The organism is Devosia soli (assembly GCF_000970455.1).
GTDB lineage: Bacteria > Pseudomonadota > Alphaproteobacteria > Rhizobiales > Devosiaceae > Devosia > Devosia soli.
Genome location: NZ_LAJG01000022.1, coordinates 107,731 through 122,045, shown reverse-complemented (window position 1 = coordinate 122,045; position 14,315 = coordinate 107,731). Strand labels below are relative to the sequence as shown.

Genomic DNA, 14,315 nt, shown 5'->3' with positions numbered 1-14,315 from the left:
GGAAAACCCATATGTCCAGTGCCATGAACCTCCCCCTGCCAGAAACCAAGACGGTCAAGCCAAAGCTCCTCAGCGTCGAAGACGCCAAGGCCCTCGACATCAAGACAATCAACGATCTCTTCGCCCAGCACATGAATCCCGGCCAGCTTCACTTCATGAAGCTGTTGGGCTTTCACAAGATCAAGATCGAGCGCGCCGAGGGCATGTATTATTACGACCAGACCGGTCGCAAGATCCTCGACTTCTTCGGCGGCTTCGGCTCGCTCGCCTTCGGCCACAACCACCCGCGTATTCTTCAAGCGCGCAAAAAGTTCGCCGAAGAAAAGCGCCAGGAAATCGCCATCGCCTTCCTCTCGCAATATGCGACGGCCCTTGCCAGCAATATCGCCGCCTGCTCGCCCGGCGATCTCGACATGGTCTTTCTGGGCTCCTCGGGCTCGGAAGCCATGGAAGCGGCCATCAAGGTCGCCGAGCGTGCCGCCGGTCCGTCGCGGCCAAAGATCGTCTACGCGGAAAATTCCTTCCACGGCAAAACCAAGGGCGTGCTCTCGATCACCGATGGCGCCCTCTACCGCGGCCAGTTCAAGCTGACCGACAACACGGTTCGCGTGCCCTTCGGTGATATCGATGCCATCGAAGCCGTCTTCAAATCTGATCCGGCCATCGGCACGATCGTTCTCGAAACCGTCCAGGGCGGCGGCGGCATCATCACGGCAAGCCTAGAGTTCTGGACAAAACTCCGCGCCCTTTGCGACAAATATGGCGTCCTCTGGGTCGCTGACGAAGTGCAGTGCGGTTTCGGCCGCACCGGCAAATTCTACGCCTTCGAGCATTATGGCGTTGTCCCCGACGTCACCGCCTTGGCCAAATCCCTCGGCGGCGGCAAAGCAGCCGTCGGCGCCATGATCGCCAAGCGCGACGTCTATATGAAGGCCTATGGCACCAATAAAACCGCCATGATCCACGCCATGGCCACCTTCGGCGGCATTGGCGAAGCCTCGGTCACCTCGATCGAAGCCATCAACGTGCTCTACGATGAAGGCCTGATCGACAATTCAGCCGAGGTCGGCGATTACCTTCTCGAAAAGCTGCGTGGTCTTCAGGCCAAATACCCGACGCTCCTCAAGGACGTGCGCGGCCGTGGTCTCATGGTGGGCCTCGAATTCCACGACTTCTCGCAGACCCTGCCGCTCGTCCTCCGCCCGGTCGTCGCCGCGCTCGACGATAAACTCAAGGGCTCGCTCCCCGGCTTCATCGGCAGCCACCTCCTCCGCGATCACGGCGTCCTCGTGGCCTTCACCGAATACAACCGCAACGTCATTCGCTTGGAACCCCCGCTGATCTGTACCCGCGAAAACGTCGACGAGTTCATCACGGCACTCGACGAGGTGATGTCCCGCGGCGTGGTCAAGATCGTGACGGACTTCGTCCGGGCCCAGGTCGGCTGATCTCGATGCAAACGACGAAAAAGGGGCGGACCGTGGTCCGCCCCTTCCTTTATGCGGTGCCGGTCTTACGATGTCGGCAGAAGGCCAGGGCGCAGCAACAGATCCCAGCATGGATGGATTGAAACAACCTGCCGGTTCTTGAGCGCTTCGCTGTAGATGGCTTCGAGCGCCAGGCGACCCGATGTGACAGGGCATTTCGGACGCACCACCGCATCTGTTGCGTCGATGGCCGCTCTGACTTCCGCCGTCATCGGCGGAATGGTGCGAGATGGATCCGCCCCGATCTGGATATGCCGCGTCGCGTCACGATCAAGGACCCAAGGCAAAGGGTTGGTGAATTCAAGCGTCATCAGCGTACCAAGCCGCACATTGTTTGCAGCTTCGAAATCAAGGACCGCCTGCGCTCCTGCCGCAAGATCGATGAGATAGTAGAGCTGGAAGTCGAGTTCGGTGTAGTAATTCCAGCTAGGCCCCGGCTCACCGGCAACGCTTTTGTAAGCGTCAGCATAGTCGATATAGTGCGAAACGTCCCACTGGGCGCGGTCGATATGATCCGGACGCGCTGCGACCTGCTCCATATTCTTCAAGATCGGCAAGTTCAGCGTATCGTAGGTAGGCATCACGGCGACGGAGCGCAGGGCACGATGCGCGACTGTGCTGATCGTCGGAACGACGGCAAAGGCGGCGAGCGCAAACAGCACCGCCTGCGAACGCTTTTCATAGCGCTGGAAGCGCGGCCAGGCCATCAGCAGCACCGGCCAGAGGAAAATGAATTCCTGACCGCCGCCGGTATTCTGCGTTTCAAAGGCAACACCGGCGATCGTAACGACACCGAGCCACCAATAGCTCCGATCGAGGAACCGCACGCTGCTCTCGGTACCGCTGAACGAGAGCCAGGCCATTATTGCGCACATCACACCCACTGGCAGGAGGACGTTGAGCTTGGCCGACACAACTGTGAGCACACGCGAGGCCCACCCGCCCTCATTAAGACCGACGAGCTCCGCAATGCTGCCAAGATAGGAGGAGACGAAGTGCACGGCGAACTCGCTGATCGCGAGCGGCACGAGAAAAATCACAGCTGCCAGCAAGACGTGGCGCAGGGCGATCCGGCCCGCCAGAAGAGCGAAAAGGCCGATCAACCCACCGGCGAGAAACGCTGTGATCTTGGTGAGGAAGAGTGCCAGCATGGCAAGCGCGCAGAACCATGCAAGCTTGCGCCCGTCCTTGACGAACAACAGGCCCGACACGAGCACGTAGAGCATGACCGAGGCGTGCCGGTTGTAGATGCTGTAGCCGTCTAGCGTCGGAAACGAGCTGTAGGTCAGCGAATTGACCGGCGCGACGGCGAAAACCACGAACGGGATCAGGAGCGCGAAGGCTAGGCCATAATTGCGCTTGGCCGCGTCTCCAACGACAACAGCCATCAGCGGCGCGGCGACCGCCAGGAAGCACCACTGCGCCAGCAACAACAACTGCGCGCGTGGAAATAGGTCTAGTCCCCAGCCAAAAAGATAGTAGACCAGGGGGCCAACTGGAGCCTGGAAATCCACATTGGGAATTTGCCCCATGGCGATGCGCTGTGCTGCATCGAGATAGATGTAAGTATCCCAATACATCGGACCGATCGCCGCCGATAAAGGCAGGCTCAGCAGCAAGGCGATGAGGATGAGGGTAAGCGCCAGCCAGACGAGTGGATGCCCGATGAGTCGCACGAGTTGATTTGGGCGTGTCTCGTCCCATCCAATAGACGCCATAAGATTCCCCCCGGTCACCATGTGATGTGCATGGAGTGATCTATCACACGCAAATACTGCTAAGTGACTTACGCTGAACAAATTCCGTCGCAGAGGTTAATGCGGCATGCCCAATTGCATCCATTAACCTAAGCTTTGCTCTGGCCTGATATTTTTCGGCCGGCAATGGTATTGCTGCGTTCTACAATTGTGGTTCCCAGTGCATTTGACACATGAGCATCTCTTTACAGCAAGCCGACTCCCGGCGGCGGAAGCGTTTCACGCTTTCTGGGCGCACTACCCTGAGCGCCGTTGTTGGTAGCGCCGAAGGCCTGGTCGCAGGCTTGCTGAGCCTCACGCTGGCTTATGCCAATCAGACGCATATCGTTCTGGTGCTGGCCGTCACTGCAAGCCTGATCTACGGCGCGCTTGCAGCGCCCAGGGCGCAGAAATTCCTCGCGTACCCGGATTTCCGCCAGCCGTTTGCTCTTCATGCCGTGTTCAGCTGGATTGCAGCGGCCGGCATTGGGTTCCTGGTCGCCCTTGGTAGTTCGCGATGGGACATTGATTTCGGCCCTGTGTTCTGGGGCTGGCTGCTGATCACGCCGATCGTGCTGACGGTGCTCCGCGTCTATATCTATCGCCAGATCGCCCGCATGCTGATGCGCGGTCAACTTCAGGTGGAGCGTTTCGGTATCATCGGCGACAGTGCTTCTGTCGAACACCTGCGCGCCGATCCGCGCGTTTGGCAACAAGGCGGCCAGGTGGTCGCGAGCTTTGTTCTGCCCGACGGTCTGGGAGGCACCCTGCCTCCTGCGCGACTTATCGCCGACTTTGCACGCTCGTGCGTCGAGAAGAATTGCCAGAATATGCTGGTCATCGGCGATCTGGATGATCTCGACGGAATTGGTCAACTCCTCGCCCCGTGCCGTCCCTTTGCCCTCGATTTCCTGCTCTATCCCAAGGCGAGCCTTGAAGGCCGCAAGATCAATCTGGTCGATATCGTGCCACTCGGCTCCGTCAGTTCGCTGCGGCTGCTGAGCGCGCCGATGAATGACAGCGGGCGCTTCTTCAAGCGGGCGTTCGATATTCTCGCCTCAAGTTGCGGGCTGCTTCTGCTTTCCCCCATCCTCATCGCCGTTGCTATTGCCATCCGCGCGACAAGTCCGGGGCCCGCACTGTTTCGGCAGGAACGCCGCGGTTTCAATGGACGCAACTTTTCGATTTACAAGTTCCGCTCCATGCGCGTGATGGAAAGCGGCCATGCCATGACCCAGGCGCAAAAGAACGATCCGCGCGTAACGCGCATCGGCGCCTTCATCCGGCGCACCAGCATCGATGAACTGCCGCAACTCATCAATGTCCTCAAGGGCGAGATGAGCCTTGTCGGGCCGCGGCCCCACGCGATTTCGCACGATGACGAACTCTCGGGCAAATTCGAACTTTACGCCCAGCGGCAGCGCATCAAGCCCGGTATCACTGGCTGGGCCCAGGTCAACGGCTTCCGCGGCGATACCTCGACGCAGGACAAGATCGAAGCCCGTACGCTGCATGATCTTTATTACGCGGAAAACTGGTCGCTGCTTCTCGATATCTGGATCGTCATCCTCACCGTCTTCTCCCCGCGCACCCGGCAGAACGCTCACTAGAGCCTCGGCCGATGCGTAGTTTTTCGCATTCTGCATGCGGGTTTGGGGAATATTAACCACGTTGGCGCATGATCAGCCTGAACGGAACAGGCGATGACCGACACACTTTCCCACCCGGCCGACCAACCCGATACCGATAGTTCGCTCGTGATGGCGATCGTGCCGCGCTTGCCCCGCATGGTCACAGCAACGGCCGTGGTCATGTTCGCGACCTTTGCCGGCATTCAGTTCCTGCCGCAAAAGTTTGAAGCAAGGATCGATCTGACCCTGCCCCCCGGCAGCGCCATGGATGCCGAGGCCGATCGCCTGCTGGCCCAGGGGCAATTGGCCGACATCGTGGCGCGCCTCCCCGCCGACAGCATTGCCGATCTCCGACAGAATGGCGGCGGTGTTCTCGACACCACGACGCTTCTTCGCCAACGCCTGATGGTGCGCCCCGGGGAAACCGGCACCTCGCTGCAACTGGCCGCCACGGCAGGTTCAGCCGCACGCGCCCGCTCGATCGCGGAAGCGACGAGGGCAAGCTACCTGGCGCTGGTAACGCCACCCGAGGCCATGCCATCTGCCATCGAGGCCAAGCCTGAGGCAGCCTTGGTCAAGCCGGCTTCCATGCCGATGAGTGCCGACAGCATCAAGGCGCTGCAACAGCGGCTCGATCAGGCCTTCGCAGACCGCATCAAGCTCGAAGGGCGTGCCGAACGGATCAAGGCTCTCGTTGATCAGGGCAATCTTGCGATGCTCGCGCTCGACGCAGAGAACATGCCGAGCCTTGGCCGGCGCCTCGATGACCTCGCCGCACTCGAAGCCGAACAGCAAAAGCTGTCCGTCACGCTGCTGCCCAATCACCCGACCATGCGCACGCTCAACGAAGAGGTCGATCGCATGCGGTCCGATCTCGCGACCCAGGTGCAAAGCCTGTCCGAAATGGTCGTGGCCGATCGCGATGCTGCCCGCCGTCTTGAGGACGGTCTGCGCGATGAACTGCTGACGGCGACGGCCGAAGTCAAGGCCGACGACACCATAAAGACCGGCGCCATTCCCGAGCAGCAAAAGCCGGTGGTGACGCCCTTGCCACGCGCCGTTCGCACCGATCTCGCACTCGGTCTCGTTGGCAGCCTCGCCTTTCTTGGCCAGCTTGGCTTCGTCGTCATGACCCGGCCGCGCAAGCCGAGCGAGGAAGACCTGGACGATGCGGCAGACGACATGCAAATGGTCGAGCCGGCTCTCGACACGCCGCTGCCCCCGGCGCAGCCCGAGCAACAGCTCCAGCCTGAAGCGACGCAGAATGCCACCTATACTGCCGAAACCGAACACAATTGGCTGACGACAACCGCCATGACCGATATCGGCATTGGCGCAAACTGGCTTGGCGCAGAGCCTGCCGCGCCAGTTCAGCCCCCAGAGCCCAGGCCGCGTCCTGCCAAGACCATGCCTGCGCCCCTGCAGATACCGCCCGACGACGGTTCCATGGCCGAACTGGGCGCCGCGCGCATCCTCGCCATTCGCACCACGAGCGGCGTGCCGACGCGCTCGCGCGAGCTCTTCGCCTTCTATAAGTCCCTCGGCAAGCGCGTGGTGCTAGTCGATGTATCGACGCGCCGGCGCGGCAGTGCACCGGGCATCAGCGACCTCTCTCTCGGCAAGGCCAACTTTGCTGACGTCATCCACGGCAGCGGGCTTTATGAAGCAGCGCTCATTCCATGGGGCCGGCAGGCCGAGTTCGATCCGCAGGCGCGCTCCGTACGCATTCTGATCGGTGCGCTATCCGATCTCTACGACGTCGTCGTGCTGACACTCGATCGGGACCTGCCCTCCGCCAATGCGCCTTTGACGGCGCTCTGCGACATGACGATCGATGCGGGGGAACTGCCTCTGGCCAGCCGCGTCGCCTAGCCGAACATCAGGTGGCGGATCTGGGTGTAGTCGATCAGCGACTGCATCGACAGGTCCGAGCCATAGCCGGAATTCTTCATGCCGCCATGCGGCATTTCTGTTGCCATGACGCCATGGGTATTGATCCAGGTGACGCCATATTCGAGCGCGTTGGCAAGGTTGAGCGCCGTCTCCGTATCGCGCGACCAAACCGAGGAACCGAGGCCGTATTCCGACGCATTGGCCCAATCGAGGGCAGTGTCGAGCCCATCGCAGGGCGTCAGGCTGACAACGGGCCCGAACACTTCCTTCTGAACGATTTCGGACTCGATGGGCGCAGCGACAAGCGTCGGCGCGTAGAAAAACCCAGCCTCGTCGGCCGCCGTCCCCTGGATGACGTCACCATCGCGCCGGGCGCGATCGACAAAGCCGGCGACGCGGTCGCGCTGGCGTTCGCTGATCAGGGGACCAAATTCGACGTCATCCCTTTCGGGTTTTCCATAGACCAGCGACCCGACCATCTTTTCGAGCTTGTCGGTCAGCGTCTTGGCAATGGAGCGCTCGACGAAGATACGGCATGCGGCCGTGCAGTCCTGTCCGGCGTTGTAGAAACTCGCTTCGCGCAGCGTCTCGACAAGTTTGTCGAGGTCCGCATCGGCGGCAACGATGACCGGCGCCTTGCCGCCCAATTCAAGATGCGTGCGCTTGATCATCGGCCCGGCGGCGGCCTGCAGAACGGCGCGGCCCGTGCGCACGTCGCCGGTGAGCGAAATCATCCGCACGAGATCATGCGATATCAGCCGCTGCCCAACCTCGGGCCCATTGCCGCAGATGACATTGACGACACCGGGCGGCAGCACCTCGGCAAAAATTCCGGCCAGCGCCAGAAGACTGAGCGGGGTCAGCTCGGACGGCTTGATGACAACCGTATTGCCCGCGGCAATGGCCGGAGCGATTTTCCAGGCCGCCATGAGCAGGGGATAGTTCCATGGCGCGATCTGCGCGATGACCCCGATAGGATCGCGCCGGACAATGCTGGTGCGGGTCGATGAGCGATAATTGCCGGCAGCGGGCGCCGGCACGTTTCGTGCAGCCGTCGCAAAAAAGCGGAATACATCGACCACATTGGCAATTTCGCCAGTCCGCGCATAGCGCAAGGGCTTGCCGGCATTGCGCGATTCTATTTGGCCCAAGGTGTCGGCGTTCCGTTCGATCCGATCGGCAATGGCTAGAAGCGCGAGGCTTCGTTCCTTCGGTGTGGACTTCGACCAGCGCTTGAAGGCTCGCGCCGCGGCTTCGACCGCGAGGTCGACCTGCGCTGCGCTGGCCGATGGCACAGAGGCCAGAACCGTCCCGAGTGCCGGCTCGAACGCCGTTTCATCCGGACCTTCGCCTAGGACAAAATCGCCATCGATGAAAAGCCGGGTTTCGAACTGCTGCATCAGGTGGTTTCCGAGCCGGGTGCGGGGAGATAATTGGCGCGGGCAACTTCGCCCAGATATTTCCAAAAGGCCAGATCGTGCGGGCGGCCTTCCGGCTGCCATTCGGGATGCCACTGGACGGCGAAAACCGGGGCTGGCGTCTTGAGCGCCGAAATGGCTTCGATTACCCCGCTCGGCCCGGTCGCATTGGCGACCAGCCCTTCCCCAAGCCGGTCGATGGTCTGAAAGTGGACGCTGTTGACCTTCAGCGCCGTCGCGCTGGCAAAGCGCTGCAGCACCGAGCCTGGTGCGACCTCAATATCGTGGCCATGGGCGAAAGTATCTTCAAGATTAGCCCCGTCAGGCGCGTGATGGAGATCCGCTCCGCGCTGCGCCCGCATGTCACGCAGCGTGCCGCCAAGCGCCACATTGATTTCCTGGAGGCCCCGGCAAATTCCGAAAACCGGCTTGCCGGCCGTGATGGCCGCGTGAATGAGCGCGGCGCCGAATGTATCGCGCCCCGGATCCGTCGGCGCCATTGCCGGGCTGTCGGACCCGTAGCGGCGCGGCTCGATATTCGATCCGCTGCCGGTCAGAAGCAGTGCGTCGAGCCGTTCGACAATTGCGGCAGCATTGTCTTGATCCTGATTGGTGGGGATGACCATCGGCACGGCTTGGGCATGCTGCTCGACGGCTTCGAGATAGCGGTGCTTGACGGCCTGGGCCGGTTCGCCCTCCACAATGCGTTCGCATGCGATAACGCCGATGACCGGCTTTTTCAGCGCCATTCCGCTCTCCCGTTCCGCTTTGCGGCCCGACCGCTTCCCGTAACGCAACCAGGCCTGATAGGGTAAAAACGGAATTCAAGAAAAGTCGACGGATCAACATGAGTAGCCAAGCTACCGCCAACACCGACATCGTTACCTGGCTCGAACAGAACCCGCAGATCGAAGTGCTGCATACCGCCGTGTGCGATCTCAACGGCATCATGCGCGGCAAGCGGCTGCCGATCGATCAGGCGCGGCGCATCGCCGAAAACGGCATTCGCATGCCGCTTTCCATCGTTGGCGTCGACGTCTGGGGCGAGGATATCATCGGCAATCCGATGGTCTATTCGAGCGGCGACGTCGATGGCATCTGCAGCCCCACCGGACGCGGCGCCCTGCCGATCAACTGGACGACGCGGCCAAGCGCCATGATCCCCCTCTGGCTCTTCCAGGACACGCAGACACCCTTTCTCGGCGATCCGCGCCAGGCTCTGGCCCATGTCATTCGCCGCTATGCCGAAATCGGCCTCCGGCCGGTGGTGGCGACCGAGCTTGAATTCTATCTCGTGGATCCAGATGCCGAATCCGCGCAGCCGCCGATCTCGCCCTATACCGGCAAGCGCCTCGATTCCGACGCCATTCTCTCGCTCGATGAGCTCGAGGATTTCGGCGAGTTCTTCCGCGACGTTTATCTGCAATGCGAGCAGCAGAACGTTCCGGCCGATACCGCCGTCGCCGAAAACGGCGTCGGCCAGTTCGAGATCAATCTGCTCCATACCGACGGGTTGAAGGCAGCGGACGACGCGGTGTTGTTTAAGCGCATCGTCAAGGGCGTCGCGCGCAAGCACAAGCTGGTCGCGACCTTCATGGCCAAGCCATACGGCACCCGCTCGGGCAATGGCTTCCACGTCCATTTCAGCCTCAATGATGCAGCCGGCAACAATGTCTTCGACGACGGCACCGAAACCGGCTCCGACGTAATGCTGCACGCGGTCGGCGGGCTGCTCGCGGGGATGGCGGAAACGACCCTGCTTTTTGCGCCGCACTTTAATTCCTATCGGCGCTTGCGTCCCGATACGCATGCGCCGAGCGCCATCTCCTGGGGATACGAAAACCGCACCACCGCGGTTCGCATTCCGGGCGGCAGCCACAAGGCCCGCCGCATCGAGCATCGCGTCTCGGGCGCCGACGCCAATCCTTATCTCGTTCTTGCCGGCGTCCTCGGCGCGGCCCTTGTCGGCATAGAAGATCACATCAAGCCGCCAAAACCCTTCAAGGGACGCGCCTATTCCGAGCGCCTGCCGAAGCTGCCGGCCGACTGGGCCTCGGCGGTCAATGCATTCGAGGACGGCGAGATGGTGCCACGTATTTTCGACCAGACGCTGCAATCGATGTTGCTGGCCTGCAAGCGGCAGGAGATTGCCGGCTTTGCCTCGCAGGTCACCGACCTCGAATTTTCCGCTTATCTCGAGGTGGTATGATGGCCGCAGAAGTCCCTCACGCCAATTCGCCCTACCCGCCAAGCTACTATGCGGCCTCGCGCAACACCATCCGCCAGCCACGGCGCCTCGAAGGCGAGGTCGAAGCCGATATATGCGTCGTGGGCGCGGGCTATTCGGGTCTTTCGACAGCCATTCATCTGGCCGAACACGGTTTCAAGATCGTCATGGTCGAAGCAGCCCAGGTCGGCTGGGGCGCCTCGGGCCGCAATGGCGGACAGGTGGTCAATGGGCTCAATGCCAGCCTCGGCACCATTGGCCGGCGCTATGGCGAAAAGACTGCCGCCTTCGTGGGCGGGATGGTGCAGGAAGGCGCCGGCATCATCTTTGGTTGGGTCGACCGCTACGGCATCAACTGCGATCTCAAGCGCGGCAATATCTATGCTGCCTATACCGCCCAGCACATGAAGGATCTCGCGGCCAAGAAGGCGCTCTGGCAACGCTATGGCATGGACGATCACGAACTGCTCGACCGCGCCGCCATCCGCCAGCACATCGGCTCCGAGGTCTATGAAGGCGGCATGATCGACCATTCGGGCGGCCACATGCACCCGCTCAACCTGGTTCTGGGCGAAGCAAAGGCGCTCGAAACCCTCGGTGGTGTGATTTTCGAACAGTCGCCCATGACAAAACTCGAGCAGGACGCAACCAAGGCTGTGGTTCATACCGAAAAAGGCAGGGTAACGGCCAAGACTGTGGTGGTTTGCGGCAATGCCTATCTGGGCAATGTCGTGCCGGAACTGACGGCGCGCGTCATGCCCGTTTCCACCCAGATGATGGCCACCGCACCGCTCGGCAAAGAGCGCGCGGAGGCGCTACTGCCCACCGGCATGTGCGTCGAAGACGTGCGCTACATCCTCGACTATTTCCGCATCAGTGCCGACTACCGGCTGATCTTTGGTGGCGGCGTCGTCTATGGCGGCACCGATCCGGCGGACGTTGAAGCAAAACTCCGGCCCAATATGGAAAAGGTGTTTCCCCAGCTCAAAGGCGAGCGGGTCGACTTCGCCTGGAGCGGCAATTTCGCTCTGTCCTTTTCGCGCGTGCCGCAGATGGGGCGGCTCGGCAACCGCGTCTATTTCGCCCATGGCTATTCCGGCCATGGCGTGACCGGCTCGCATCTTTTCGGGCGCATCTTGTCAGAGGCCATTCGCGGCGACATGACGCGCTTCGACACCTTTGCCGCCCTTCCCTGGATTCCTTTCCCCGGCGGCAGACTTTTCCGGGCGCAATATTCAACGCTCGGCTCCTGGTGGTATGCGCTCAAGGACAAGCTCGGACTTTGATTGAGCACTGTCGCCGCGCTGTCATGATTGTGGGCTAGCGCGAAGCCCCGAAACGAGAAGTTCAAGGCCAGGATAATGAATCAGATCGGCATCGACGAAACCGAGCTCACCAATGCGCGCGTGGTGCTTGCAGACCAGGTACTGCACGGCGCCGTGGCCATGGCTGGCGGCGTCATCACCGATATCGGCCCGGCCTCGCATCGCGGCACGGATCTCAATGGCGACTATCTGATACCGGGCCTTGTCGAACTTCATACCGACCACCTCGAAACCCATTATGCGCCGCGCCCAAAAGTGCGCTGGAACCCGGTGGCCGCCGTCCAGGCGCATGATGCGCAGATTGCCGCTTCCGGCATCACGACCGTGTTCGACGCCATTCGCGTCGGTATCGACGAGCACGCCGACATGCGCATGGAAGAGCTGCGCATTCTCGCCGATGCCGTGACAGCCGGCGTCACCGCCGGGCGGCTGCGGGCCGAGCATCTCATTCACCTGCGCTGCGAAGTGTCCGCTCCCGATTGTCTCGAGAGTTTTGAGGCGATCATGGATCATCCCCTCGTCCGCCTTGCCTCGCTGATGGACCACGCGCCGGGCCAGCGTCAGTTCGCGAGCCCCGATGCCTACAAGATCTACTACCAGGGCAAGCTCAAGATGAGCGACCAAGCCCTGGCGGAATTCATCGCCCGGCGTTCGTTTGAATCGAGCACCTATGCCGACAAGCACCGTCTGGCGCTGGCCGAACTCAGCGCCTCGCGCGGGATTGCGCTTGCCAGCCACGACGACGCAACCCGCGCCCATGTCGAGGAAGCCAAAAGGCTCGGCATCCGCATCGCCGAATTCCCGACGACATTTGAAGCTGCAGAAGCGTCGCGCGCGGCCGGCATGGCCATCCTCATGGGCGGGCCAAATGTGGTGCGCGGCGGTTCGCATTCGGGCAATGTTTCGGCGCGCGATCTGGCGGCGGCGGGGCTCCTCGATATTTTGTCGTCCGACTATATTCCGTTCTCGATGCTGCAATCGGCATTCTGTCTTGCCGGAGAGGTGCCGGGGATAAGTCTGCCGCAGGCTATCAACATGGTGACAAAGAACCCGGCTGACGCCGCGGGCCTTTCCGATCGCGGCGAAATCGCCATCGGCAAGCGCGCCGACCTTGTGCACCTGCGCATCGAAGACGGTATCCCGATCGTTTTGACCGTCTGGCGGCAGGGCCGCCGCGTCATATGAGCGGGACTTTTGTCGCCGTTGTCGGCTCGAGCGGGGCCGGCAAGGACAGCGTGATGAACTTTGCGCGCGAGCGGCTCGGGCACGAGATCAGCACCGTGCGGCGGGTCGTGACGCGGCCGGCCGATGGCGGCAGCGAGGATCATGAAAGCCTTTCGGAAGCGGAGTTTCTGGCCGCAGAAAGCCGGGGAGACTTCGCGCTGAGCTGGGAGGCACATGGGCTGCACTATGGACTGCCGATCTCGCTCGACCGCGACCTCGGCGAGGGGCGAGTTGTCGTCGCCAATCTGTCCCGGGCGGTTATTCCGGACTTGCTACGGCGCTACCCGACGGCGCTGGTGGTCGAGGTCTGGGCGGAGCCGGAGGTTATCGCGCGGCGGCTGGCTGGGCGCGGGCGGGAAGATGCTGGGGAAATCCGGCGGCGGATGGACCGAAGCGTCGGCGTGAGACTGCCGGCGAGTACGGTGCGAATTGAGAATTCCGGTGCGCTGGAAGTGGCTGGGGAGCAGTTTGTGGGGCTGCTGAGGGACTTGTTGCGGGTGGGTGCTTATTGACCCCCACCTAGCCTCCCCCTGGTAGGGGGAGGGACCGTTCCTTGGCTTACGGGCACCTCGGCAGACTCGATCTGTCCCGCCTTTATGGCGAGGTTAGGAGGCGGCTGTCACACCACCAATTCCATCCGCTCCGCTGGAAAGCGGCTCAGTGCGTAAGACAGCGGATTGCCTTCGGGGTCGGCGTTGACCGCTTCGGAAACCAACACGATGGCGCCGGGGGCGAGGCCAAGGAGGCGGGTTTCTTCGACGTCGGCGTGGCGGGCGGAGATGCGGGTCATGGCGCGGACATAGTCCGGGAAACCGTAGCTTTCGAAGGCGCGGGTGATCGAATTGAGCTCGGTGAGGCGGGCGGCGAAATCTGGAAACTGGCGATAGGCGAGCCAGGTGGTGGAGCGCGAAAGCGGCACGCCATCGGCGAGCGAGACGGCTTCGAGCCGCACGACCTTGGCGCCGGGTTTTAAGCCGAGGGCTTCGGCGACCTGGGCGCTGGCATTGTCGATGCGATCGCCCAAGGTGTTGGTGACCACGGTGTTCGCCTGGCCCTTTAGACCTTCGCGGAATCTGGTGCGCTTGCCGATGGGGTAGCTGAGGCGGCGGATGCTTTTCACGAAAGTGCCTCGGCCTTGTTCGGCGATGACGACGCCTTCTTCAGCCAGCACCGCCAAGGCGTGGCGGACTGTGTGGCGATTGGCGGAAAAGCGTTCGGCGAGAAGGGCTTCGGTAGGAAGTTGGTCGCCATTTGCGAGCTTGCCGCCGACGATGTCGAGGCGGATGGCGTCGGCGATCTGACGCCACAAAGCGACCCCACCCGCGGCTGACTGCGATTTTGTCATTGCACTTTCACACACGAAGCGTAGAGCGG

At 61.9% G+C, this 14,315-nt stretch carries 11 protein-coding genes; 7 read left to right on the top strand and 4 right to left on the bottom strand.

All coding sequences use genetic code 11. The annotated features are described in order from the left end of the window. The first annotated feature begins 11 nt into the window (after positions 1-11). Entirely contained in the window at positions 12-1,448 is a 1,437-nt protein-coding gene (locus VW35_RS11445; protein ID WP_152662567.1) for an aspartate aminotransferase family protein, read from the top strand. Between the two features lie 65 nt (positions 1,449-1,513). On the opposite strand, the gene VW35_RS11440 is transcribed toward VW35_RS11445, so the two are convergent. Further along, positions 1,514-3,205: a hypothetical protein gene (locus VW35_RS11440; RefSeq protein ID WP_244465884.1), complete on the bottom strand. Its 1,692-nt coding sequence runs from the start codon at positions 3,203-3,205 to the stop codon at positions 1,514-1,516. Positions 3,206-3,417: 212 nt separating this feature from the next. On the opposite strand from VW35_RS11440, the gene VW35_RS20635 reads away from it, so the two are divergent. Beyond that, positions 3,418-4,833 (top strand): exopolysaccharide biosynthesis polyprenyl glycosylphosphotransferase, encoded by a 1,416-nt coding sequence (locus VW35_RS20635; RefSeq protein ID WP_052951672.1) that lies wholly within the window; start codon positions 3,418-3,420, stop codon positions 4,831-4,833. A 93-nt stretch (positions 4,834-4,926) separates the two neighbouring features. Further along, positions 4,927-6,726, top strand: coding sequence for a hypothetical protein (locus VW35_RS11430; protein ID WP_046143189.1), 1,800 nt, complete (start codon positions 4,927-4,929; stop codon positions 6,724-6,726). On the opposite strand, the gene VW35_RS11425 is transcribed toward VW35_RS11430, so the two are convergent. Further along, positions 6,723-8,147, bottom strand: a complete 1,425-nt coding sequence (locus VW35_RS11425; protein ID WP_046143188.1) for an aminobutyraldehyde dehydrogenase — start codon at positions 8,145-8,147, stop codon at positions 6,723-6,725. The genes VW35_RS11430 and VW35_RS11425 overlap by 4 nt on opposite strands. Continuing rightward, the gene (locus VW35_RS11420) at positions 8,147-8,914 is read right to left on the bottom strand and encodes a gamma-glutamyl-gamma-aminobutyrate hydrolase family protein (protein ID WP_046143346.1); all 768 of its coding nucleotides are present in this window, start codon (positions 8,912-8,914) and stop codon (positions 8,147-8,149) included. Before VW35_RS11420 ends, VW35_RS11425 begins: the two co-directional genes overlap by 1 nt. Positions 8,915-9,012: 98 nt before the next feature. Between VW35_RS11420 and VW35_RS11415 the strand changes: the two genes are divergently transcribed. The 4 genes from VW35_RS11415 (at position 9,013) to phnN (ending at position 13,453) form a co-directional block, all read left to right on the top strand. Continuing rightward, positions 9,013-10,374 (top strand): glutamine synthetase family protein, encoded by a 1,362-nt coding sequence (locus tag VW35_RS11415; protein WP_046143187.1) that lies wholly within the window; start codon positions 9,013-9,015, stop codon positions 10,372-10,374. After that, a complete protein-coding gene (locus tag VW35_RS11410) occupies positions 10,374-11,678 on the top strand; it encodes an NAD(P)/FAD-dependent oxidoreductase (RefSeq protein WP_046143345.1) in 1,305 nt (434 codons plus the stop codon). The genes VW35_RS11415 and VW35_RS11410 overlap by 1 nt, the downstream gene beginning before the upstream one ends. 75 nt (positions 11,679-11,753) lie before the next feature. Next, entirely contained in the window at positions 11,754-12,902 is a 1,149-nt protein-coding gene (locus tag VW35_RS11405) for an alpha-D-ribose 1-methylphosphonate 5-triphosphate diphosphatase (RefSeq protein ID WP_046143186.1), read from the top strand. After that, on the top strand, positions 12,899-13,453 hold the full coding sequence (gene phnN / locus VW35_RS11400; protein WP_046143185.1) for a phosphonate metabolism protein/1,5-bisphosphokinase (PRPP-forming) PhnN: 555 nt from the start codon (positions 12,899-12,901) through the stop codon (positions 13,451-13,453). The genes VW35_RS11405 and phnN overlap by 4 nt, the downstream gene beginning before the upstream one ends. Before the next feature lie 107 nt (positions 13,454-13,560). Here phnN and phnF read toward each other — a convergent pair whose 3' ends face one another. Then, entirely contained in the window at positions 13,561-14,286 is a 726-nt protein-coding gene (gene phnF / locus VW35_RS11395) for a phosphonate metabolism transcriptional regulator PhnF (RefSeq protein ID WP_046143184.1), read from the bottom strand. Between the last annotated feature and the right edge of the window lie 29 nt (positions 14,287-14,315).